This is a genomic window from Corallococcus sp. AB011P (assembly GCF_003611605.1).
Taxonomy (GTDB): Bacteria; Myxococcota; Myxococcia; order Myxococcales; family Myxococcaceae; genus Corallococcus; species Corallococcus coralloides.
In genome coordinates, this window is sequence record NZ_RAVX01000018.1 from 107,063 (window position 1) to 129,933 (window position 22,871).

General features: G+C 69.8%; 18 protein-coding genes. 17 read left to right on the forward strand and 1 reads right to left on the reverse strand.

Annotated elements, in window-relative coordinates; genetic code table 11:
* Positions 1–4 precede the first annotated feature (4 nt).
* Positions 5–715, reverse strand: a complete 711-nt coding sequence (locus tag D7X30_RS32190; protein ID WP_120566797.1) for a PilZ domain-containing protein — start codon at positions 713–715, stop codon at positions 5–7.
* Positions 716–952: 237 nt separating this feature from the next.
* Between D7X30_RS32190 and mraZ the strand changes: the two genes are divergently transcribed.
* The 17 genes from mraZ to D7X30_RS32275 all read left to right on the forward strand — a co-directional run.
* Positions 953–1,405 carry a division/cell wall cluster transcriptional repressor MraZ gene (mraZ, locus tag D7X30_RS32195; protein WP_120566798.1) on the forward strand — a complete coding sequence of 151 codons (453 nt, stop codon included), beginning with the start codon at positions 953–955 and terminating at the stop codon, positions 1,403–1,405.
* 49 nt (positions 1,406–1,454) lie between these two features.
* A complete protein-coding gene (locus D7X30_RS32200; protein WP_120566865.1) occupies positions 1,455–1,838 on the forward strand; it encodes an STAS domain-containing protein in 384 nt (127 codons plus the stop codon).
* 23 nt (positions 1,839–1,861) lie between these two features.
* On the forward strand, positions 1,862–2,767 hold the full coding sequence (gene rsmH, locus D7X30_RS32205; protein ID WP_120566799.1) for a 16S rRNA (cytosine(1402)-N(4))-methyltransferase RsmH: 906 nt from the start codon (positions 1,862–1,864) through the stop codon (positions 2,765–2,767).
* Positions 2,764–3,156 (forward strand): cell division protein FtsL, encoded by a 393-nt coding sequence (gene ftsL / locus D7X30_RS32210; RefSeq protein ID WP_120566800.1) that lies wholly within the window; start codon positions 2,764–2,766, stop codon positions 3,154–3,156. The genes rsmH and ftsL overlap by 4 nt, the downstream gene beginning before the upstream one ends.
* Complete coding sequence (locus D7X30_RS32215) at positions 3,153–5,174, forward strand: penicillin-binding protein (protein ID WP_120566801.1); 2,022 nt, start codon at positions 3,153–3,155, stop codon at positions 5,172–5,174. Before ftsL ends, D7X30_RS32215 begins: the two co-directional genes overlap by 4 nt.
* A gap of 49 nt (positions 5,175–5,223) precedes the next feature.
* Entirely contained in the window at positions 5,224–6,762 is a 1,539-nt protein-coding gene (locus D7X30_RS32220) for a UDP-N-acetylmuramoyl-L-alanyl-D-glutamate--2,6-diaminopimelate ligase (RefSeq protein WP_120566802.1), read from the forward strand.
* Positions 6,763–6,790: 28 nt separating this feature from the next.
* On the forward strand, positions 6,791–8,191 hold the full coding sequence (murF, locus tag D7X30_RS32225) for a UDP-N-acetylmuramoyl-tripeptide--D-alanyl-D-alanine ligase (RefSeq protein ID WP_120566803.1): 1,401 nt from the start codon (positions 6,791–6,793) through the stop codon (positions 8,189–8,191).
* On the forward strand, positions 8,191–9,369 hold the full coding sequence (gene mraY / locus D7X30_RS32230; protein WP_120566804.1) for a phospho-N-acetylmuramoyl-pentapeptide-transferase: 1,179 nt from the start codon (positions 8,191–8,193) through the stop codon (positions 9,367–9,369). Before murF ends, mraY begins: the two co-directional genes overlap by 1 nt.
* Positions 9,370–9,401: 32 nt before the next feature.
* The gene (murD, locus tag D7X30_RS32235) at positions 9,402–10,772 is read left to right on the forward strand and encodes a UDP-N-acetylmuramoyl-L-alanine--D-glutamate ligase (RefSeq protein ID WP_120566805.1); all 1,371 of its coding nucleotides are present in this window, start codon (positions 9,402–9,404) and stop codon (positions 10,770–10,772) included.
* 5 nt (positions 10,773–10,777) lie between these two features.
* Entirely contained in the window at positions 10,778–11,941 is a 1,164-nt protein-coding gene (gene ftsW / locus D7X30_RS32240; RefSeq protein ID WP_120566866.1) for a putative lipid II flippase FtsW, read from the forward strand.
* Positions 11,938–13,089 carry an undecaprenyldiphospho-muramoylpentapeptide beta-N-acetylglucosaminyltransferase gene (gene murG, locus D7X30_RS32245; RefSeq protein ID WP_120566806.1) on the forward strand — a complete coding sequence of 384 codons (1,152 nt, stop codon included), beginning with the start codon at positions 11,938–11,940 and terminating at the stop codon, positions 13,087–13,089. Before ftsW ends, murG begins: the two co-directional genes overlap by 4 nt.
* On the forward strand, positions 13,086–14,510 hold the full coding sequence (gene murC / locus D7X30_RS32250; protein ID WP_120566807.1) for a UDP-N-acetylmuramate--L-alanine ligase: 1,425 nt from the start codon (positions 13,086–13,088) through the stop codon (positions 14,508–14,510). The genes murG and murC overlap by 4 nt, the downstream gene beginning before the upstream one ends.
* A gap of 3 nt (positions 14,511–14,513) precedes the next feature.
* On the forward strand, positions 14,514–15,446 hold the full coding sequence (murB, locus tag D7X30_RS32255; protein WP_120566808.1) for a UDP-N-acetylmuramate dehydrogenase: 933 nt from the start codon (positions 14,514–14,516) through the stop codon (positions 15,444–15,446).
* On the forward strand, positions 15,443–16,399 hold the full coding sequence (locus D7X30_RS32260; protein WP_120566809.1) for a D-alanine--D-alanine ligase: 957 nt from the start codon (positions 15,443–15,445) through the stop codon (positions 16,397–16,399). The genes murB and D7X30_RS32260 overlap by 4 nt, the downstream gene beginning before the upstream one ends.
* A 135-nt stretch (positions 16,400–16,534) precedes the next feature.
* On the forward strand, positions 16,535–17,392 hold the full coding sequence (locus D7X30_RS32265; protein ID WP_120566810.1) for a cell division protein FtsQ/DivIB: 858 nt from the start codon (positions 16,535–16,537) through the stop codon (positions 17,390–17,392).
* Positions 17,393–17,433: 41 nt separating this feature from the next.
* Positions 17,434–18,669 (forward strand): cell division protein FtsA, encoded by a 1,236-nt coding sequence (gene ftsA, locus D7X30_RS32270; RefSeq protein ID WP_120566811.1) that lies wholly within the window; start codon positions 17,434–17,436, stop codon positions 18,667–18,669.
* A 342-nt stretch (positions 18,670–19,011) separates the two neighbouring features.
* On the forward strand, positions 19,012–22,871 hold a 3,860-nt coding region (locus D7X30_RS32275; RefSeq protein WP_199724611.1), incomplete at its 3' end, for an Ig-like domain-containing protein.

Below are 22,871 nucleotides of genomic sequence, written 5' to 3' on the forward strand. Positions count from 1 at the left end.
AGCGTCAGGGCATCCGCGACACGGCATCCAGGCCGAAGCTGACCCGGGCCCGCCAGGGCGCGGGCGGCAGGTGCTCCAGCGCCATCAGGTCCTCCAGCCGCTGGAGCATGTCCGGCCGCAGCCTGCCGAACGTCGCGCCGAAGCCCGGCGTCACCGCCTGCGCCACGCCCTTGCGCGGCACGGACGACGTCCACGCCACCTCGCCGTGGAGCAGCAGCGGCCCCTCCGTCATGTCCATCTCCATGAAGAAGGGCGTGCCCACCTGCACCTCGCGGGGCAGGGCGGGGGCGTCCACCTCCAGGCCCACGCCGCCGCGGGAGATGTCGCGCACGTAGAAGAACGGCGCCCGGGGGTCGCTCTCCCGCGCGCGCAGGTGCAGCGGCAGGCGCGGGAAGCGGCGCAGGCCGTTCTGCTCCTCCTGGGCGAAGATGAACTGGAGCACCGCGTCCAGCGCGCTGCGATCCTCCGAGCCGTCGTAGCGCACGGTGAGCATGAATCGCTCGCCGGGGCGCGGCTCCACCTTGACGACCTCGCCCAGCACCTCCACCGGCCGCGGCATGCCGCCCGCGTGCAGTTCAAAGGTGAAGCGGGTGCCCAGTGGCAGGGCCCTGCGCGTCTCCAGGGTGACGCCGCCCTGACCCACGCTGCGGGTGTACTCACCGACCAGCGACTGCGGCGTTTTGTAGGCCACCTTCAGTCGAACGTTCGTGTTCACGCGCTCCCAGTCTCAGCCTGGGAGCGAAAGAACTCAAGTTTACCCCACCCCCAAAGGTAGGCCGTCCGGCATGTGCCCTGGAGGATGTCCGGCGCCGGGCGAGCGGTGTTCCAGCCTGTTGCGCGCTTTCTTGACCCCCCTGGGGGGGGCGCGTATGTATGCCGGCCGCAGAGGGGTAAGAAGTGGGAAGGAGTGGTGGTCCGTCCCGTGCTGGGCTGAAAAGGTGGATCGTCCCGCGTGTTCCGAGGCGTCTATGAGCACCAGATCGACGCGAAGGGGCGCACCAGCCTCCCGGCGAAGCTTCGGGAGACGTTGGTGGGCGCCTACGACGAGCGGCTCATCGTCACCACGGCCCTGGACCCCTGCCTCCACGCCTACCCGGTGCGGGAGTGGGAGGCGTTGGAGACCGCGCTCGCCCGGCGCAACCCCATGGAGCCGGGGGTCAAGACGTTGATGCGGCTGTACGTGGCCAGCGCGCAGGAGTGCCCGCTGGACAAGCTGGGCCGGTTGCTCATCCCGCCGTCGCTCAGGGCGTACGCGAAGTTGGAGAAGGAAGTGGTGTGGGCGGGGATGGTGAAGGTGATTGAGCTTTGGAGCCAGGAAGGCTGGGCGAAGGCGCAGGAGGACGCGCGCCAGGAAGCCACCTCCCCGGACGTGTTGCGGGTGCTGGGCGAGCTGCGCCAGCCGTAGCCAGGAAGTCGACAGCCTCTAGTTTCGCGAGAGAAGGATGGGCAGGCGCATGGACCAGGTGCAGGAGGTTCGTCGGAACAGGGCGGTGGTGGCGGCGTCCGAGCGCGTGGAGACGCTGATGCTGGAGGGCGAGCTGGAGGAGGCGGACCTGCTCAAGCTGTGTGAGGACCTGATGCACCGGCTGCACCGGGGCACGCGCCAGGTGGTCCTGGACTTCGCGGACGTGTCGCACCTGAACTACCGCGGCGTGCGCCCGCTGATGGCCCGCACGGACGCGTTCCGCCGCTCCGGTGGGGACGTGAAGCTGTCCGGGCTGTCGCCGTACCTGGCCGCCATCTTCCGCGCGGCCGGCGCCCATGACGCCTTCGAGCTGTACCCGCACATGAACGATGCCCGGGCCGCCTTCCAGCTCGCGCGCGCTCCCTTCGTCTGACCCTGCACCCAAGGCCCCCTCCCGTGGACTTCCAGCACCAGACCGTCCTGCTCCACGAGACGGTGGAGCTGCTGAACCCGGCGGAGGGCAAGGTCATCCTCGACGGCACGCTCGGAGGCGGCGGCCACACCCAGGCGCTGCTCGCCCGGGGCGCCACGGTGGTGGGCGTGGACCGGGACCCCGTGGCGCTCGCCGCGGCCACCGCCCGCATGGGCGGCAACACGCGCTTCCAGGCCCGGCAGGGCAACTTCGCGGACCTGCTCCGTGTCGCGCACGACCTGCTGCCCGTGGACGGCGTGCTGGTGGACCTGGGCGTTTCCTCGCCCCAGCTGGACGTGGCCGAGCGCGGCTTCTCCTTCATGAAGGACGGCCCGCTGGACATGCGCATGGGCGACAGCGGCGTCACGGCCGCGGAGCTCATCGCCGAAACGGACGAGCGCGACCTGGCCCGGCTGCTCAAGGATTATGGAGAAGAGCCCTTCGCGCGGCCCATCGCCCGGGAGCTGAAGAAGGCGCTGCCCCAGCGCACGCTGGAGGCCGTGGAGGTGGTGAAGCGCGCCGTGCCCCGCAAGGCGTGGCCGGACCGCATCAACGTGGCCACCCGCACCTTCCAGGCGCTGCGCATGGCGGTGAACGGGGAGCTGGAGGCGCTGGACGCGCTGCTCGCCGCGCTGCCCTCGCTGCTGAAGGTGGGGGGCCGCGCCGCGGTCATCTCCTTCCACTCCCTGGAGGACCGGAAGGTGAAGGAAGCCTTCCGCGCCCTGGTGGGTGGGTGCACCTGTCCGCCGGGCTTCCCGGTGTGCGTGTGCAACAGCCAGGGTGACTTCGCCCTCGTGTCCAAGAAGGCCGTCGCGGCTTCCGAAGCGGAAGTCGAGGCCAACCCCCGCTCTCGCAGCGCGCACCTGCGCGCGGTGGAGAAAATTCGATGAGCAAGGCCCTCTCGCGTCCCTCCGTGTCCGTGGCCGGCGTGCTGATGCATCTGCTGCCCGCCGTCATGCTCTTCACCCTGTTCGTGGCCGTGGGCATCCTCCACGTGACCAGCCGCGTGCTGGTGGTGGACATGGGCTACCGCCTGTCCAACGCGGAGGGCGAGAGCCGCTCGCTCACCCGGGAGAACGACCGGCTCAAGCTGGAGCTGGCCACGCTCAAGGCGCCGGGCCGGTTGGAGCGCGTGGCCCGTGAGCAGCTGGGCATGGCCATGCCCAAGGGCGGCGCGGTGGTGTCCATCGCCGACGAGCGCGTGAAGGGCTCCGGCACCGCGCAGGCCCGTTCGGCGGCCCCGGCCGTCCGCGTGGCGGAGCGGGGGACCGGTCGGTGAGGGACCTCAAGAGCGCGCGGATTCCGGAGTCGAACACGAAGGGGCTCAGGCTGCGGGTCCAGCTCTTGTTCGGGCTGTTCCTCGCGCTCCTGGGCACGGCGTTCGGCCGCGCGGTCTACCTCCAGGTCTTCCAGCAGGAGAAGCTGCGCGGCCTGGCGCAGGACCAGTACGTCCGGCAGATCGACATCCCGGCCCGGCGCGGAGACATCTTCGACCGGCGCGGCACGCCGCTCGCGCAGAGCGTGGAGGTGGACTCCATCTGGGTGGACCCGTCCATGCTCCCCGACGTGCGGCAGGCGGCCCGTCAGCTCGCCCGCGCCGTGCACCTGGACAGTGGCGACCTGACCGCGCGCCTGTCGCGCGCCAAGCGCTTCGCGTGGGTGAAGCGTCAGGCGAAGCCCCAGGAGGTGGAGGCGGTGAAGGCGCTGGGCCTGCCGGGCCTGGGCTTCACCAAGGAGCCCAAGCGCTTCTATCCCCAGCGAGAGCTGGGCGCGCACATCATCGGCATGGTGGGCACCGACGGCCACGGCCTGGAGGGCCTGGAGCTGGCCTTCGAGGACGAGCTGTCCGGGCAGAACTCGCGCACCTCCGGCATCCGCGACGCCAAGGGCCGCAAGCTGATGGTCCAGGGCGCCATGGATCCGCTGGAGCGCCAGGGCGCCGCCGTCACGCTCACGCTGGACCGCCACCTCCAGTACGTGGCGGAGAAGGCGCTGGCCAAGGCGGTGGACGACGCCAAGGCGGCGGCGGGCATGGCGGTGGTGTTGGATCCGCGCACCGGGGAGTTGCTGGCGCTGGCCAACAACCCGCGCTTCAACCCCAACACGCCCGAGGACGGCGTGAAGAACGCCATCCGCAACCGCGCCGCGCTGGACGCCTTCGAGCCCGGCTCCACGATGAAGGCCTTCGTGGTGGCCGCCGCGCTGGAGCAGAAGGCCATCACCCCGGACACGCTGTTCTTCTGTGAGAACGGCGCCCTCCGCATCGGCCGTCACACCATCCGGGACACCCACCCGCACGGCTGGCTCAACGCGCAGGGCATCCTCCAGGTGTCCTCCAACATCTGCGCCGCGAAGGTCGCGGATGCCCTGGGCCGCGAGAAGTTTGTCGCCGCCTACCACGCCTTCGGCTTCGCGGAGCGCACCGGCCTGGCGCTCACCGGCGAGAGCCGCGGCGTCATCCCGTTTCCGAAATCGGACATCTCCCTGGCCACCCAATCCTTCGGCCAGGGTATGACCTCCACCGCCGTCCAGCTGACGGCGGCCTACGGGGCGCTGGCCAACGACGGCGTGCTGATGCGCCCGTTCCTGGTCTCCAAGGTCGTGGACCCGGACGGCGTGGTGCTGCTGGAGAACCAGCCCACGGAGCTGCGCCGGGTCGTTTCCCAGAGGGTGGCGCGCCAGGTCGTGGGCATGCTTGAGAGCGTGGTGGTCAAGGGAGGAACCGCGCCCAAGGCCGCCATGGACGACTACCGGGTGGCCGGAAAGACGGGCACGGCGCAGAAGGCGGACCCCGTGGCACGGGGGTATTCCGACAAACGCATCGCGTCGTTCGCGGGCATGGTGCCAGCCGAGGCCCCGCGCGCCGTGATTCTCGTGGTGGTGGACGAACCCAAGACAGACGTATACGGGGGGAACGTGGCTGCCCCTGCCTTCAAGGAAATCGCTACCGCTGCCATGGCCCACCTGGCCGTGCCCCCGTCCCGTACGGTGGCACCCGCCGAGGTGGCCGCGGCCGCCGCGCCCGTGGTGCCCCCTCCGGCACCGAAGGCGTTGGCGAAGGCCGTGCCCGTCAGGGCCGGTCTGGAGGATGCGGTGACCGAGACCCCGGAACCCGGCACGGTGCGTGTGCCGGACGTCCAGGGACAGGCAGGACGGGAGGCCGTGGTGAAGCTGCTCGCCGCGGCGCTGGAGCCACAGCTGCAAGGAAGTGGACGAGTCGTATCTCAGACCCCCCCCGCCGGTGCGCTGGTGGAGAAGGGGGCCCGGGTGACGCTGGAACTGGCGACGCGGCAATGAGGCCGTGTCCTTTCCAGGCCCCGCAAGCAATGCGTGTGAAGGGGAAGAGATGAAGCTGACGGATGTCCTCGCAGGGTGTGGAGCCGAGCAGACCTCGGGCGGCCGTTCCGCGGTCGACGTCACGGGAGTGACGCAGGATTCGCGGCGCGTGAAGCCGGGGGATCTCTTCATTGCCGTGCCGGGCCTGAAGGAAGATGGGGCCCAGTTCATTGGTGAAGCCGTGTCGCGCGGCGCTGTCGCCGTGGTGTCGGAGAAGCAGGGCCAGTCGTCGCAGGTGCCGTTCTTCAAGGTGAGCAGCGCGCGCAAGGCGCTGGCCCTCATCGCGGCCAACTTCCACGGCCGCCCCGCGGACAAGCTGACGCTCCTGGGCGTCACCGGCACCAACGGGAAGACGACCACCACGTACCTCTTGGAGGCCATCCTCGCCACGGCCGCCATGTACACCGGCTCTCCGGCGCCGGGCGTCATCGGCACGCTGGGCTACAAGTTCGGCGGCAAGACGACGGAGCTGGCCAACACCACCCCGGATCCGCTGGAGCTGCACCGCATCTTCCGCGAGATGGTGGACGCGGGCGTGGAGACGGTGGTGATGGAGGTCTCCAGCCACGCGCTCGCGCAGGAGCGCGTGCACGGGCTCACGTTCAAGGCCGCGGGCTTCAGCAACCTGTCTCGCGACCACCTGGACTACCACAAGGACCTGGAGGAGTACTTCCAGGTGAAGCGCAAGCTCTTCCTGGAGAACCTGGCTGCCTCCGGCACCGCGGTCGTGAACGGCGACGACACCTTCGCCAGCCGCGTCTACACGGAGCTGCGCAACCAGAAGCGCATGGCGTGGAAGTTCAGCCGCACGGGCGCCGGTGAAATCTCCGCCGCGGACGCTGCCTATTCGCTCAAGGGCATCGAGGCCACCCTGAAGACGCCCGCGGGCGACATCAAGGTGAAGAGCAAGCTCCTGGGGCCCCACAACCTGGAGAACATCATGCTCGCCGCCGGCATCGCGCTGGGCGCGGGCATCAGCCGCTCGGACGTGAAGAGCGGCATCGAGCTCGTCACGGGCGTGGCCGGCCGCATGGACCGCGCGGAGAACCACCGCGGCGGCCCGGCTCCGGCGGTGCTGGTGGACTACGCGCACACGGATGACGCGCTCAAGCGCTCCCTCGAAGCGGCGCGCGCGCTGGCCAAGGGCCGCGTCATCGTCGTCTTCGGCTGCGGCGGCGACCGCGACAAGGGCAAGCGCCCGCTGATGGGCGCGGTGGCCGCGGAGGGCGCGGACCTGGTGATGGTGACCAGCGACAACCCGCGCACGGAGGATCCGGAGGCCATCATCTCCGAGGTGACGCCGGGCCTGGAGAAGGGCGGCCTGCGCCGCATCTCCGAGGGCAAGGCGAAGATCGGGGAGAAGGGCTACCTGGTGGACGCGGACCGCCGCGCCGCCATCGAGCAGGTCATCAACCTGGCCAAGGACGACGACGTCGTCCTCATCGCCGGCAAGGGCCACGAGACCTACCAGACGGTGGGTACCGAGAAGCTCGCCTTCGACGACCGCGAGGTCGCCGCGCGCGCGCTGGCCAACCGCATCCCGGGCTGAACCTTCTCAAGGCCACACCCCCCCCTCCATGGCCGTTCGATTCTCCGATGACGAGGTGGTGCATGCGACGGGTGCGACCCGGCGCGGGGAGCCCGTGGAAGCGGGCTTTCCCGCCGTCTGCACCGACACGCGGTCGCTCACCCCCGGGTGCCTCTTCGTGGCGCTGCAGGGCGAGCGCTTCGACGCCCACGACTTCGTGGACGGTGCCCAGCGCCAGGGAGCGGCCGGGGCGGTGGTGAAGCGGGGGAGGGCGCTGCCGGCCCTGCCCCCGGGCTTCGCCTTGTACGAAGTGGATGACACCCTGGCCGCGCTGGGCGGCCTGGGCGCGCTGCACCGCCGCCGCTTCCAGATTCCGGTGGCGGCGGTGGGGGGCTCCAACGGGAAGACGACCACCAAGGAGATGGTGGGCGCCATCCTGGCCACTCGGGGCCCCGCGCTGAAGACGGAAGGCAACTTCAACAACGAGGTGGGCGTCCCGCTCACGCTCTTCCGGCTGGAGCCGTCCCACGTGGCGGCCGTCATCGAAGTGGGGATGAACCAGCCGGGCGAAATCGAAAGGCTCACCCGCAAGGTGCAGCCGGACGCCGGTGTCATCACCGTCGTCCAGCCGGAGCACCTGGAGGGGCTGGGCAGCCTGGAGGGCGTGGCGGAGGCGGAAGGGGAGATGTTCCGCGAGCTGCTGCCCCAGGCCACTGCTGTCGTGAACGTAGACGACGCGCTCATCGTGCGCCAGGCCGCGCGCAGCGGCGCGAAGCACCTGACGTTCGGCCGGGCGGAAGGGGCGGACGTGCGCCTCACGGCGGTCCACACGCTGGGCCGCGACGGCATGGTGGCCACCGTGCGCTACCAGGGGAAGGACTGGCCGGTGCGCCTGCACTTCGTGGGGCCGCACAACGCGCAGAACGCGACGGCGGCGTTCGCGACGGCGCTGGCCCTGGGCTACTCCCCCGAGGAGTGCGTGAAGGGCCTGGAGTCCGCGCGCCCGTACGCGCGCAGGCTCAACATCGTGGATGGCCGCAACGGCATCACGGTGGTGGACGACTGCTACAACGCCAACCCGGCCTCCATGGAGGCCGCGCTCGTCACGCTGGGCACGCTGGTGCCGGAAGGCGGCCGGGCGGTGGCGGTGCTGGGCGACATGCTGGAGCTGGGCGCGGGCGAGGCAGAGGAGCATGCCCGGCTGGGTGAGCTCGTCGCGCGGCACGCGAAGCTGGTCGCGTTCTTCGGCCCCCGGTCCTCGGGCGGCCTGGGCAGCGCGGACATGGGAGATTCCGCCGCCCATTTCACCGAAGTGGAGCCATTGGTGGCGTGGTTGACGCCCCGGCTTTCGCCCGGTGACGTGGTGCTGGTGAAGGCCAGTCGCGGCATGCGATTGGAGCGCGTGGTGGCGGCCCTCACGGGCGCGGCACCCCCCGGAGGGAGTCACTAGTGCTGTACCTTCTGTACGAGCTCATCCAGAACACCGAGGCAGGGCGCGTCCTCAACTTCCTGCGCTACCCGACCTTCCGCATCATCGCCGCGGGCGTCTTCGCCCTGCTCCTGGGGATGCTCATTGGCCCGCGCCTCATCGCGCGGCTGCGCCTGAAGCAGCACGGGCAGAGCAACGTGCGCGAGGACACCCCGGACTCGCACCAGAAGAAGAAGGGCACGCCCACCATGGGTGGCGCGCTCATCCTCATCTGCATCGCGGCGGGCACGCTCCTGTTCGCGGACCTGAAGTCCCGCGGCGTCTGGGTGATGATCCTCCTCACCTTCGGCTACGGCTTCATCGGCTTCCTGGACGACTGGCTCAAGCTGTCCAAGCGCAACTCCAAGGGCCTGGCCGGGCGCAAGAAGATGGCGCTGCAGACGGTCTTCTTCCTCATCGCCATCTTCGGCTTGATGTGCACGTGGACGAAGGCGGACGGCTCCTTCGGGCCCACGCTGCTCATCGACACGCGGCTGACGCTGCCGTTCGTGCCGTCCCATTGGTTCAACCCGGACCTGGGTTGGTTCTACGTGGTGTTCGCGTGGATCGTCATCGTGGGCACGTCCAACGCGGTGAACCTCACGGACGGCCTGGATGGCCTGGCCATCGTCCCCACCATCGTGTCGGCGGTGACCTTCTGCGTGCTCTGCTACGTGGCGGGCACCACGCTGCACATCGCGGACACGGAGACGGTGAACGGCGTCACGCGGCTGACCGCCACGCCGCTGTACCGCTACCTGGGCATCCTCCAGGTGCCGGGCGGCGCGGAGCTGGCCGTCTTCTGCGCGAGCATCGTGGGCGCGGGCATCTCCTTCCTCTGGTTCAACACCTACCCGGCGTCCGTGTTCATGGGCGACATCGGCTCGCTGGCCCTGGGCGGCGCGCTGGGCGGGCTGGCCGTGTTCTCCAAGAACGAAGTCGTGTCCGCCATCATCCACGGCATCTTCTTCGCGGAGGCGCTCTCCGTGATGATCCAGGTGGCGTCCTTCAAGATGACAGGCCGGCGCGTCTTCAAGATGGCCCCGGTGCACCACCACTTCGAGCTCAAGGGCATGGCCGAGCCGAAGATCATCGTGCGTTTCTGGATTGTCGCCATCCTCTGTGGTGGCGTGGCCCTGCTGTCCCTGAAACTGCGCTAGTCGCTTTGCCCCCATCGAGGTCGGCCCGCCCCATGAATCCCTCGCTGTCCGGTCGGAAGGTCGCGGTGTTCGGGCTGGCCAAGAGCGGCGTCGCGGCGCTGCGGCTGCTGGTCCAGCACGGCGCGAAGGTGACGGCGCTGGACGCGCGCTCCGAGGACGCGCTCGGCGACGTCGCGAAGGAGCTGCACGCGAAGGGCGTGACGCTCGTCACCGGCGCCACGCCTCCGGGGCTGCTCACCCGCCAGGACCTGGTGGTGGTGAGCCCGGGCGTGCCGCTGTCCCTGCCGGAGCTGGAGGCCGCGCGCACGTCGGGCATCCCGGTGTGGGGCGAGATTGAACTCGCGGGCCGCCTCCTCACGGGCACCCGCTTCCTGGGCATCACCGGCACCAACGGCAAGAGCACCACCACGGCGCTCACCGGCGAGCTGTACACGAAGGCGGGCCTGCGCACCTTCGTGGGCGGCAACCTGGGGCGCCCGCTGGCGGAGGCGGCCATGTCCCCCGGGGACTGGGACGCGCTGGTGGTGGAGCTGTCCAGCTTCCAACTGGAGGGCACCCACCAGCTCAAGCCCACGGGCGCGGCCATCCTCAACCTCACGCCGGACCACCTGGACCGCTACGCCAACCACGCCGAGTACGGCACGGCCAAGGCGCGCATCTTCATGAACCAGGACGGCGCCAGCGACTTCGCCGTGGTGAACGCGGACGACGCGGCGGTGATGGGGCTGGCTGCTTCCGCGCGCGTGCCCGTGTACGGCTTCAGCCTCACGGGCCGCCCTGTGGTGGACGCGCCGAAGCTGGCGGGGCTGGCCATCGCGCGGCCCGGCGGCTTCGAGCTGGAGTTCGCGGGCGAGTCCTACACACTCACCAACCGCTCGCTCCGGGGCGCGCACAACGCGCAGAACGCGATGGCGGCGGCGCTGCTGGCCCGGCTGGGCGGCGTGGCGAAGGACGCGGTGCAGGCGGGGCTGGACAGCTACCCGGGCCTGGCGCACCGGCTGGAGAGCGTGCGCGTGCTGGATGGCGTGGAGTGGGTGAACGACTCCAAGGCCACCAACGTGGACTCCGTGCTGGTGGCGCTCAAGGCGTTCGCGGGTGACGTGTGGCTCATCGCGGGCGGCAAGGGCAAGGGCGCGCCGTACGCGCCCATGGTGGAGGCGGGGCAGGGCAAGGTGAAGGGCGTGCTCACCATTGGCCAGGACGCGGACGCGCTGGCGCGGGCGTACGCGAACGACGCGCCGGTGCACGCGTGCGGCACGCTGGCCCAGGCGGTGGCGAAGGCGCGTGAGGTGGCGAGGGCAGGGGACACGGTCCTGCTGTCCCCGGCGTGCGCGTCGTACGACCAGTTCAAGAACTTCGAGGACCGGGGCGACACGTTCAAGCGCCTCGTCGGGGCGCTCTGACCGTGATGAAGACCTCTCCTCCGGCCGCCCCCGTGCGGTTCGATCCGATTCTGCTGTGCGCGGTGCTGGCGCTCGTCTCGCTGGGCCTCGTGATGACGTACTCGGCCAGCGCCGTGCTCGCGCAGGACAAGCTGGGCGACAGCCTCTACTTCCTCAAGCGCCAGCTGTCCGCCGCGGGCCTGGGGCTCGTCGGCATGGCGGTGGCCATGAAGCTGGGGTGGCGGAAGCTGGCGCGGCTGGCATACCCGCTCCTGCTCGTCGCCATCGTGCTGCTCATCGCGGTGGCCATCCCCGGTATCGGCACCACGGCGGGCGGCGCGCGGCGGTGGATCCGCCTGCCGGGCTTCAGCCTGCAGCCGGCGGAAATCGCCAAGTTCGCGTGGCTCGTGTACCTGTCCTATTCGCTGGCGAAGAAGCGGGAGAAGGTGGCCACGTTCTCCATCGGCTTCCTGCCGCACCTGGCCCTGTGCGGCATCCTGGTGTTCCTGTGCATGCTCCAGCCGGACTTCGGCAGCAGCGTGCTGCTGGTGTTCATGCTCTTCGTGCTGCTGTTCGCGGCGGGCACGAAGCTGTCGTACCTGGTGGGCTCCATCCTGCTCGCGCTGCCGCTGGCCTTCGTCGCCATCGCGACCAGCCCCTACCGCATGAAGCGCATCCTCGCGTTCCTGGACCCGTGGGCCCACCGGCACGACGTGGGCTACCAGGTGGCGGAGTCCCTGATGTCCATCGGCTCCGGCGGCATCACCGGCCTGGGGCTGGGGGACGGCCGGCAGAAGCTGTTCTTCCTGCCGGAGGCGCACACGGACTTCATCTTCTCCATCCTCGGTGAGGAGCTGGGGCTCATCGGCGTGGGGCTGCTCGTGGTGCTGTACGCCATCGTCCTGTGGCGCGGCATCCGCGCGGCCCTGGCGGCGGGAGAGACGTTCGGCACGTACCTGGGCCTGGGCATCAGCTCCATCATCGCGTTCCAGGCCACGGTGAACATGTGCGTGGCCATGGGCCTGCTGCCCACGAAGGGCCTGACGCTGCCGTTCGTGTCCTACGGCGGCACGTCGCTGGTGGTGCTGATGGGCTCCGCGGGCGTGCTGCTGTCGCTCAGCGCGAACACGCAGGGCGCGACGAGGCCGGTGCGCACGGGCACCACGGACCTACGGGAGGTGACGGCGTGAAGGTGCTCATCGCGGGCGGCGGCACCGGTGGCCATCTGTTCCCGGGCATCGCGCTGGCGGAGGAGGTCGTCACGCGCCACCCCGCCAACGAAGTGGTGTTCGTGGGCACGGAGAAGGGCCTGGAGGCGCGCGTGGTGCCCAAGGAGGGCTACCCGCTGGAGCTGGTGAAGGTGCAGGGGCTCAAGGGCAAGGGGCTCATCGGCCTGCTCAAGGGGCTCATCGCGCTGCCTTTGGCGTTCCTCGCGTCGTTCCGCATCCTGTCGCGCCACAAGCCGGACGTGGTGGTGGGCGTGGGCGGCTACGCGAGCGGCCCGGTGGTGCTGGCCGCGTGGCTGATGGGCATCCCCACCGCCATCCAGGAGCAGAACGCGCTGCCCGGGCTCACCAACAAGGTGCTGGGCCGCATCGTGAAGGTCGTCTTCACCTCCTTCGAGGAAGCGCGCAACCACTTCCCGGAAGCCAAGGTTCAGATGATTGGCAACCCCATCCGCAAGAAGCTGATGGACAACTACCTGCGCAGCAGCTCCGCGCACGAGAAGTTCTCCGTCCTCATCTTCGGCGGCAGCCTGGGCGCGCGCGGCCTCAACAACCGCGTGCTGGAGGCGCTGGACTCGCTGGGCGACGTGAAGGGGCAGCTCGACATCGTCCACCAGACGGGGAAGCTGGACCTGGAGAGCGTGAAGAAGGGCTACGCGGACAAGGGCTTCGCGGACGTGGCGCAGGTGGTGGAGTTCATCGACGACATGTCCTCCGCCTACGCGAAGGCGGACCTGGTCATCTGCCGCGCGGGCGCGACGTCGCTGGCGGAGCTGACGGTGTGCAAGAAGGCCAGCATCCTGGTGCCCTTCCCGCACGCGACGGACAACCACCAGGAAGTGAACGCCCGCGCGCTGGTGGACGTGGGCGCGGCCATCATGTTCCGCGAGTCGGAACTCACCGGGGCGAAGCTGGCGGAAACGCTGCGCGGCCTGATGACGGACCCCGCGAAGCTCAAGCAGATGGCGAAGAAGGCGGGCATCCTGGGCCGCCCCGCCGCCGCGAAGGAGCTGGCGGACGTGTGCGTGGACCTGACCACCCAGGCCTGGGGCCCGGGCGGACGCGACCGCGGACAGAAGGACGTGAAGAAGGCACCCGGGAGCAAGGCATGAGCAGCAAGAACGTCAGCAACAAGCCCGGCAGTCTCTTCAAGACGCGCCACGCGGCGCACGTGCACTTCGTGGGCGTGGGCGGCATTGGCATGAGCGGCATCGCGGAGGTGCTGCTCAACCTGGGCTACCGGGTCTCCGGTTCGGACCTGCGCGAGAGCGACATCACCCGCCGCCTGGCGAAGCTGGGCGCCACACTCTACGAGGGCCACAAGGCGTCCAACCTGGTGCACGCGGACGTGGTCGTCATCTCCTCCGCGGTGCGCAAGGACAACCCGGAGGTGGTGACGGCGCGCCAGCGCAAGATTCCCGTCATCCCTCGCGCGGAGATGCTCGCGGAGCTGATGCGCCTGAAGTACGCGGTCGCCGTCGCCGGCAGCCACGGCAAGACGACGACGACGTCCATGGTGGCCACGGTGCTGTCCGCGGCGGGCCTGGACCCCACCGCGGTGGTGGGCGGCAAGGTGAACGTGCTCGACTCCAACGCCAAGCTGGGCAAGAGCGAGCTGATGGTGGTGGAGGCGGACGAGTCCGACGGCAGCTTCCTCAAGCTGCATCCGTCCATCGCGGTCGTCACCAACATCGACCCGGAGCACATGGACCACTACGGCGACCTGGAGACGCTCCAGTCCGCCTTCGTGGAGTTCTGCAACCGCGTTCCTTTCTACGGCCTCAACGTGCTGTGCCTGGACAACCCCAACGTCCAGGCCCTGCTGCCACGCATCGAGAAGCGCTTCGTCACCTACGGCAGCTCTCACATGGCGGACTACCGGCTGGAGGGCATCTCGCTGGACGGCTTCACCACCACCTTCCGCGCCTTCCGCCGGGACGAGGACCTGGGCGAGTTCCGCGTGCGCATGGTGGGCGCGCACAACGCCTTCAACGCGCTGGCGGTGGTGGCCATCGCGGAGGAGATGGACATCCCGCTGGAGACGGTGCGCTCCGCGCTGGCGGAGTTCGGCGGCGTGCAGCGCCGCTTCACCGTGCGCGGCGAGGTGGGCGGCGTCACCGTGGTGGACGACTACGGTCACCACCCCACGGAAGTCATGGCCACGCTGTCCGGCGCGCGCCGAGCCTTCGGCCGCCGGGTGGTGGCCGCCTTCCAGCCGCACCGCTACACACGCACGCACGACCTGATGAAGGAGTTCGCCACCGCGTTCAACGACGCGGACGTGCTCTTCGTCACCAGCGTCTACGCGGCGGGCGAGGAGCCCATTCCTGGCGCCACCGGCGACGCGCTGGCGGAGGCCATCCGCGCGCACGGCCACCGCGACGTGACGTTCGTGGAGAAGCGCGCGGACGTGGCGAAGGCGCTCCACGAGCGCGTGCTCGAGGGCGACCTGGTGCTTACGCTGGGCGCGGGTGACATCACCCAGGTGGGCCCGGACCTGCTCAACCTGATGGGCGCGGCGAAGGGCGGGTAGGGGATGCGGGCGGGCGAGGTGACACCGCTGGCGGCGCGTGTGGCGCGGCTGCCGGGCCTGGACGTCAAGCCGGGCGAGCCCCTGGCGCCGCTCATCAGTGTGCGCGTGGGCGGTCCGGCGGAGGCGCTGGTGCGTCCGCGCTCGCCGGAGGCGCTGGTGGAGCTGCTGCGCCTGGCCCGCGACGAGGGCATCCCCGTGACGGTGCTGGGCGGCGGGGCCAACACGCTGGTGGGCGACGGCGGCGTGCCGGGGCTCACGGTGAAGCTGCCCCCGGATTTGTTCCCGGAGGCGCTGGACGTGGGCCCGGACGACGGCCGGGTGACGCTGGGCACGGGCGCGGCCATTGCCCGGCTGGTCAACGTGATGCGCGCGCAGGGCCTGGTGGGCGCGGAGTTCCTCGCGGGCATCCCCGGCACCCTGGGCGGCGCCGTCACCATGAACGCCGGCACCAAGAACGGCGAGTGCTTCCGCGTGGTGGAGGCCATTGAAGTCGCCACCGCGGACGGGGTGGGGTGGCTGAACAAAGCGCAGGTGCCGCACACCTACCGTCACGCCACGCTGCCCGCGGGAGGTATCGTCACCCGCGTGCGCTTCCATCTTCCCAAGGGCGATGTCGTGGCCAGCAAGGCGGCCATGGACGCGGACCTGGGCTACCGCAAGCGCACGCAGCCCCTGAGTCAGCCCAACTTCGGCAGCGTGTTCACCAACCCGCCGGGCGACCACGCCGGGCGGCTCATTGAACTCGTGGGCCTGAAGGGGCACACCCTGGGGCGCGCGCAGGTGTCCACCCTGCACGCGAACTGGATCGTCAACCTGGGCGGCGCGGCCGCTCGCGACGTGCGGGGCCTCATCACGCTGATGCAAGAGCGGGTGAAGGAAGCCTCCGGCGTCGTCATGCACCCCGAAGTCAAATTCGTCGGAGTCTTCCTGCCATGAGCATCGGTCCCCGAGGCTTCACCCCCGCTGAGTTGAAGGGCAAGCGCGTCGGCGTGCTGTACGGCGGCCTCTCCAGCGAGCGCGAGGTGTCCCTGCGCACGGGCGCCGCGGTGTCGGGCGCCCTCAGGGGGCTGGGCTACGACGTGGTGGAAATCGACGTGGGCAAGGACCTGCCCGCGCGCCTCATCGCGGAGAAGGTGGACGTGGCGTGGCTCGCGCTGCACGGCCGCTTCGGCGAGGACGGCTGCATCCAGGGCCTGCTGGAGGCCATGTTCATCCCCTACACCGGCAGCGGCGTGATGGCCTCCGCCGTGGGCATGGACAAGGTGTACGCGAAGGAGATCTTCGTCGCGCGCGGCATCCCCACGCCGCCCTACCGCGCCTTCGACTCGGCGGAAGGCGCGCTCGCGGAGGCGGACCGGCTGCCGTTCCCCTTCCCGGTGGTGGTGAAGCCCAGCCGCGAGGGCAGCAGCGTGGGCGTGCACATCTGCAAGACGCGCGAGGAGTACACCGCCGCCGTCCAGGACGCCGCGAAGCACGCCGGCACGCTCCTGGTGGAGCAGTTCATCAAGGGCCGGGAAGTGCAGGGCGGCGTGCTGGACAACGAGGCCCTGGGCGTCATCGAAGTGAAGGCCGCCCGCGAGTTCTACGACTACGAAGCCAAGTACAAGGCCGGCAGCGGTACTCAGTATCTCTTCCCCGCGCCGCTGCCCCCGGACCTGTACGCGCGCGTCAACGAGGTCTCCCTGGGCGCCCACAAGGCGCTGGGGTGTTCCGGCGGCTCGCGCTCGGACGTCATCGTCACGGAAAGTGGCGACGTGTTCCTGCTGGAAATCAACACGCTGCCCGGAATGACGGCCTCCAGCCTCCTGCCCAAAATCGCGGCGGGGCGGGGCATCGACTTCCCGGCCCTCTGTGAGCGGCTGCTCCAGGGCGCTTCGCTCAAGGCTTGAGCCGCTCCGCGTTCTTTCCTGGAGTTCCGGTCTCTTGCGGGGCCGGGGTTGTCCCCCCATGCCGCTACAGCGACGTGCCTGTAGCCAAAAACTGGCGTGGTTCGATGTCCGCACGCAGCATGCGCCTCCCTAGTCATGGCCTTCGGAAAATCCAAGAACCGCCGCCGCCTGGACGCCGCACCGCGCAATGACGCGGTGAAGGGCGCGGTCCGTTCGCACGGGCCGTCGGTGGCGAAGGCGCTGGGGCTGGCGGTGGCGACGGCGGGGCTCATCTGGGGCGGCATCGAGCTGCGCGCCTGGGCGGTGGTTTCGCCGCGCTTCGCGCTGGAGTCGGTGAACTTCTCCGGCCTGGAGCGCGCGTCGCGCCCGGAGCTCTTGAAGCTGTCCGGGCTCACGGCGGGGCAGAACCTGTGGACGCTGGACCCGGCCGCGCTGGCGCGGTCCATGGGCCAGCACCCCTGGGTGCGCACGGTGGAGGTGACGCGCCGGTTTCCGCGCGGGGTGTCCGTGGAGGTGACGGAGCACGCACCCGCGGCGCTGGCGGTGCTGGGCGACCTGTACGTGCTGGACGAGGAGGGCGAGCCCTTCAAGCGCGTCACCCCGGGGGACGGGCTGGATTTGCCGCTCGTCACGGGCGTGGAGCGCGATGCGTACGTGGCGGACCCGGACGCGGTGCGTTCGAAGTTCCGCGACGCGCTGGATGTAACCCGTGCTTATGCGCGGCTGTTGCCCGGGCGATCCGAGCGGCTTTCTGAAGTGCGCCTGGAGAACACCGGGCTTGCGCTGGTGACGGCGACGGGGCAGGAGGTGCGCCTCGGTGCTGGCGATACGGAAGTCAAGCTCCAGCGGCTGGCGCGCGTTCGACGCGAGCTCAGCACAAGGGGGCTTGCGGCCGCGATCATTCGCCTGGATAACCGTGCCCGACCGGGTTGGGTGGCGGTGAGGCTTTCGAGTGGGTCCGACTCCGTGCGGAGCGGGGACTCGACGCAGTGAGGATGCTTCCTTCACGAAAGTGAGGGAGCCTGGGAGGAGTCATGGCGAAGCAGAAGTCGGGGGAGATCATCGTCGGCCTCGACATCGGCACGACGAAGATCTGCGCCATCGTCGGCGAGCTGACCGATAGCGGTATCGACATCATCGGTATCGGCACGCATCCGTCGAAGGGATTGCGCAAGGGCGTCGTGGTCAACATCGAGGCCACGGTGTCGTCCATCCGGCGCGCCGTGGAGGAAGCCGAGCTGATGGCCGGGGCGGAGATCTCCCACGTGTACACGGGGATCGCCGGCGGCCACATCAAGGGCTTCAACTCCCAGGGCATCGTCGCGGTGAAGGACAAGGAGGTCCGCGACGCGGACATCGCGCGCGTCATCGACGCGGCGAAGGCGGTGGCCATCCCGTTGGATCGGGAGGTCATCCACGTCCTGCCGCAGGAGTTCATCATCGACGACCAGGGCGGCATCAAGGAGCCCCTGGGCATGGCCGGCGTGCGCCTGGAGGCCAAGGTGCACATCGTCACGGGCGCCGTCTCCAGCGCGCAGAACATCGTCAAGTGCGCCAATCGCACGGGCCTGAACGTCTCCGACATCGTGCTCCAGCCGCTGGCCTCCGCCGAAGCGGTGCTGAGCGAGGACGAGAAGGAGCTGGGCGTGTGCCTCGTCGACATCGGCGGCGGCACCACGGACATCGCCATCTTCTCCGGCGGCGCCATCGTCCACACGGCCGTGATTGCCCTGGGCGGCAACAACCTGACGAGCGACATCGCCATCGGCCTGCGCACCCCCGCGCACGAGGCCGAGCGCATCAAGCAGAAGTACGGCTGCGCGCTCGCGTCCATGATCAACAAGGACGAGACGATTGAGGTCCCCAGCGTGGGCGGCCGTCAGCCGCGCGTCCTGGGCCGGCAGATCCTCTCGGAGATCCTGGAGCCGCGCGTGGAGGAGATCTTCCAGCTGGTGCACCGGGAGATCCAGAAGTGCGGCTACGAGGACCTGCTCGCGTCCGGCATCGTCATCACGGGCGGCTCCACGCTGCTCGCGGGCATGCCGGAGCTGGCGGAAGAGGTGCTGGGCCTGCCGGTGCGCCGGGGTATGCCGCGCGGCATTGGCGGCCTGGTGGACGTGGTGAAGAGCCCCATGTACGCCACGGGCGTGGGCCTGGTCGTCTACGGCGCCAAGCACATGGACCGCCGCATGTTCCGCATCCGCGAGGACGGCAACGTCTACAAGAAGGTGAAGGGCCGGATGCGCGAGTGGCTGGAAGAGATCTTCTAGGCCGGTTCCCGGCTTTGCTGACGCGTTGAGCCAAGGGCCCCTTCGGGGGCCCTTTCGCGTTTCTGGAGGCGTGTGTCCGGGAACTCGTTTGACGTGTCAGAGGGGGACGCTGACGCGTCCGTCCAAGACGCGGAGCCCTTTCCAGAATCCGGAATCCGGATCCGGCTTCCGGACTCTCGCCCTAAGTACGGGCGGCCAGTCGTGCAAGTTCCAGGATTTGGACGGATTGGGAATTCGACAGAGGATGGCTTCCGGCTTGCTATGGGAGCCCGTGGCTCCCGGAACGGATTTCTCCGCTCCTGGTGAGCCTCTGACCTTATGACTCCACAAAAGACTTCGCGGTTGCTGACGCCCCTCACGGGACTTCGCCGCTCGGCCGCGGGCCTGTTGGCCCTGCTGTGTGCCGTGCTGTTGGCGCCACCCGCGTTCGCGGAACCTGACACGTTCGGTCTGGGCAATGGCCACAACGGTGAGCTGACGGTCGGCGCCGGCCAGACGCTGACCATCAACACCTACGCGCGACTGACGGAACCCGCGAACGCCGGGCAGTCGTTCGTGGAGGTGACGGACACGACGGGCTTCGCCGTCGGCGACCTGGTGATGGTGTACCAGTCCACCGGCTACGCGGGCCCGGTGACGTCCGGCAACCAGGGGCCGTTCGACTTCTCATCAGACCCGGTGGGCCGCTGGCAGTTCGCGCGTGTGACGGCGCTGACGGACACGCGCCTCACCTTCGGTTCGCCCCTCACGGTGCCGTTCCTGGGCGGCCCGGACGATGACGAGCTGGCCCGCCGCTCCGCGGCCCAGGCCATCCGCGTGCCCGAGTACACGACGGTGACCGTCAGTGCGGGTGGCAGCATCGTCGCCAAGGGCTGGTCCAACGACGAGGACCAGATCGACAGCCTGGGCGGCATCGTGGTCTTCCTGGCCCAGGGCGCGGTCATCAACAACGGCACCATCTCCGCCAATGGCGCGGGCTTCCGTGGCGCGACGTACTTCAACGGGGACGGCGACAACTGCACGGAGTTCGACGAGGTGTATCCGGGCGGTGCCATCAAGGGAGAAGGCGTGGTGCCGGGTCGCTTCAAGCTTCCGGCGGCGTACCCTGATGCCGACGGCATCACGGGCCGGGGCAACATCCTCAACGCGGGCGGCGCCGGCATCTGCCACAACTCCGGTGGTGGCGGCGGCGGCAACGGCGGTCAGGGCGGCATCGGCGGCCGGACGTGGACGGGTGACACCGCCCCGGCGCGCGCGGTGGGCGGCCTGGGCGGCGCGAAGATGAACTTTCTGCCGCCGACGCGCGTGCTGTTCGGCGGTGGTGGCGGTTCGGGTCATGGCAACGACGGAGTGGGCGGTGGTGGCGGCAACGCGGGTGGTGCCGTGTTCATCCGCGGCGGTTCGCTCGCGGGCGCCGGTGTCATCAATGCGGACGGCGCGGCGGGTGGCGACTCGGATAATGACGCGGCGGGTGGCGGTGGCGCGGGCGGTACGTTGTCCCTGCGCTTCAATGGCAATCTGACCTGCAATCCCGGCAATATCTCCGCGAAGGGCGGCCGTGGCGGCATCAGCTCCGCGGATGAGCACGGGACGGGCGGAGGCGCGGGAGGTGGCAACATCTTCCTCCAGGGCGCGACCATCAACTGCAACACCGTGGCGGCCACGGCGACCTCGGGCGGTGCGGCGGGCACGCAGGCGCTCGCGGGCTCTATCTATGACGGCGCGACGTACGGCTCCGCGGCGGGCAATGTCGGCGTGGTCAACACGCTCACGTCCGCGCTGACCGTGCCCGCGGCTCCGGTTGTCACCACGCCGGCCAACGGCTCCACCACGTCCAACCGGACGCCCGCCTTCACCGGCACGGGTCCGGTGAACACGACCATCGTCGTCATCGTGGACAACGTGGAGATTGGCCGGACGACGTCGGATGCCTCGGGCAACTGGACCTTCACGCCCACGACCCAGCTCAGCGTCGCTGCTCACACGGTGTACGCGTACGCGGAGGTCAACGGCCAGGCGAGCCCCAAGAGCAACACCAACGCCTTCACCATCACCGCCGCGGCGACGCCGACGGTGGCCATCACCACGCCGGCCACCGGCTCGACGGTGTCGAACCCGAACGTGACGGTGACCGGTACGGCTGCGAACGCGACCAGCGTGACCGTGACGTTCCAGGGCACGAACTACCCGGCGACGCTGACGGGCAACACCTGGAGCGTGGCGCTGCCGGGCCCGCTGGCCAACGGCACGTACACCGTGACGGCGGTGTCCTCGAACGGCACCACCAACAGCACCCAGGCCTCTTCCACCTTCACGGTGGCGGGCCCGACGGTGGTCATCACCACGCCGGCCACGGGCTCGACGGTGTCGAACCCGAACGTGACGGTGACGGGCACGGCTGCGAACGCGACCAGCGTGACCGTGACGTTCCAGGGCACGAACTACCCGGCGACGCTGACGGGCAATACCTGGACGGCGGCGCTGCCGGGCCCCCTGGCCAACGGCACGTACACCGTGACGGCGGTGTCCTCGAACGGCACCACCAACAGCACCCAGGCCTCTTCCACCTTCACGGTGGCGGGCCCGACGGTGGCCATCACCACGCCGGCCACCGGCTCCACGACGAGCAACCCGAACGTGACGGTGACCGGTACAGCCGCGAACGCGACCAGTGTGACCGTGACGTTCCAGGGCACCAACTATCCCGCCACGCTGACCGGCAATACCTGGACGGCGGCGCTGCCGGGCCCGCTGGCCAACGGCACGTACACCGTGACCGCCGTGTCGTCGAACGGCACCACCAACAGCACCCAGGCCTCGTCCACCTTCACGGTGAACGTGCCCGCGCCGACGGTGGCCATCAGCACCCCGGCCAACGGCTCGACTGTGTCGAATCCCAACGTGACGGTGACGGGCACGGCTGCGAACGCGACCAGCGTGACGGTCACGTTCAATGGCACGAACTACCCCGCCACCCTGACTGGCGGTAACTGGACCGTGGCGCTGCCGGGCCCGCTGGCGGACGGCACGTACACCGTCACCGCGGTGTCCACGAACAGCGCGGGCACGAACAGCCCGACCGCGACCACCAACTTCACGGTGGACCAGACGCCTCCGACGGTGGCGATCGACGCGCCAGTTGACGGCGCGATCCTCAACACCCCCAACGTGACGGTGGAGGGCTCGTCCTCGGGTGCGTCGTACGTGACGCTCACCGTCGGTGCCGCGAGCTACGGCCCCATCACGGTCAATGGTGACGGCAGCTGGAGCTTCCCGCTGCCCGGCCCCCTGGCCGAGGGCTCGTACACCGCGACCGCGGTGGCCACGGACGCGGCGGGCAACACCAGCACGACCGCGACCACCAACTTCACGGTGGACCTGACCGCGCCGACGGTGGAAATCAGCACCCCGGGCGACGGCGATGTCATCGGTACCAGCACGGTGACAGTCACCGGTACGGCCACGGGCGCGACGTCCGTGACGCTGACCTACAACGGCACGGACTACGGCCCCATCCCCGTGGATGGCTCGGGTAACTGGAGCTACCAGTTGCCGGTGTCCCTGCCGGAGGGCTCCATCACCGTGACCGCGGTGGCCACGGACGCGGCGGGCAACACCAGCACGCCGGACAGCACCACCTTCACGGTGGACCTGACGGTCCCCACGGTCGCCATCTCCAATCCGCTGACCGGCACCTCGGTGAACACCGGCACGGTGACGGTCACCGGCACGACGACCAACGCGACCTCCGTGACGCTCACCTTCGGTGCCGCGAGCTACGGCCCCATCACGGTCAATGGTGACGGCACCTGGAGCTACACGCTGCCCGGCTCCCTGGCCGAAGGCACGTACACCGTGACCGCGGTGTCCGTGAATGGCGCGGGTACCACCAGCGCGACCGCGACCACCAACTTCACGGTGGACCTGACCGCGCCGACGGTGGAAATCAGCACCCCGGGCGACGGCGATGTCATCGGTACCAGCACGGTGACAGTCACCGGTACGGCCACGGGCGCGACGTCCGTGACGCTGACCTACAACGGCACGGACTACGGCCCCATCCCCGTGGATGGCTCGGGTAACTGGAGCTACCAGTTGCCGGTGTCCCTGCCGGAGGGCTCCATCACCGTGACCGCGGTGGCCACGGACGCGGCGGGCAACACCAGCACGCCGGACAGCACCACCTTCACGGTGGACCTGAC

Bases quoted from the DNA above. Each gene is read 5' to 3' on its own strand.
- D7X30_RS32220 (WP_120566802.1), top strand. From the start codon at position 5,224: ATGAAGCTGACGGATGTCCTCGCAGGGTGTGGAGCCGAGCAGACCTCG.
- murC (WP_120566807.1), top strand. From the start codon at position 13,086: ATGAGCAGCAAGAACGTCAGCAACAAGCCCGGCAGTCTCTTCAAGACG.
- ftsA (WP_120566811.1), top strand. From the start codon at position 17,434: ATGGCGAAGCAGAAGTCGGGGGAGATCATCGTCGGCCTCGACATCGGC.
- murF (WP_120566803.1), top strand. From the start codon at position 6,791: ATGGCCGTTCGATTCTCCGATGACGAGGTGGTGCATGCGACGGGTGCG.
- D7X30_RS32200 (WP_120566865.1), top strand. From the start codon at position 1,455: ATGGACCAGGTGCAGGAGGTTCGTCGGAACAGGGCGGTGGTGGCGGCG.
- murD (WP_120566805.1), top strand. From the start codon at position 9,402: ATGAATCCCTCGCTGTCCGGTCGGAAGGTCGCGGTGTTCGGGCTGGCC.
- D7X30_RS32265 (WP_120566810.1), top strand. From the start codon at position 16,535: ATGGCCTTCGGAAAATCCAAGAACCGCCGCCGCCTGGACGCCGCACCG.
- ftsW (WP_120566866.1), top strand. From the start codon at position 10,778: ATGAAGACCTCTCCTCCGGCCGCCCCCGTGCGGTTCGATCCGATTCTG.
- murB (WP_120566808.1), top strand. From the start codon at position 14,514: ATGCGGGCGGGCGAGGTGACACCGCTGGCGGCGCGTGTGGCGCGGCTG.
- D7X30_RS32260 (WP_120566809.1), top strand. From the start codon at position 15,443: ATGAGCATCGGTCCCCGAGGCTTCACCCCCGCTGAGTTGAAGGGCAAG.
- ftsL (WP_120566800.1), top strand. From the start codon at position 2,764: ATGAGCAAGGCCCTCTCGCGTCCCTCCGTGTCCGTGGCCGGCGTGCTG.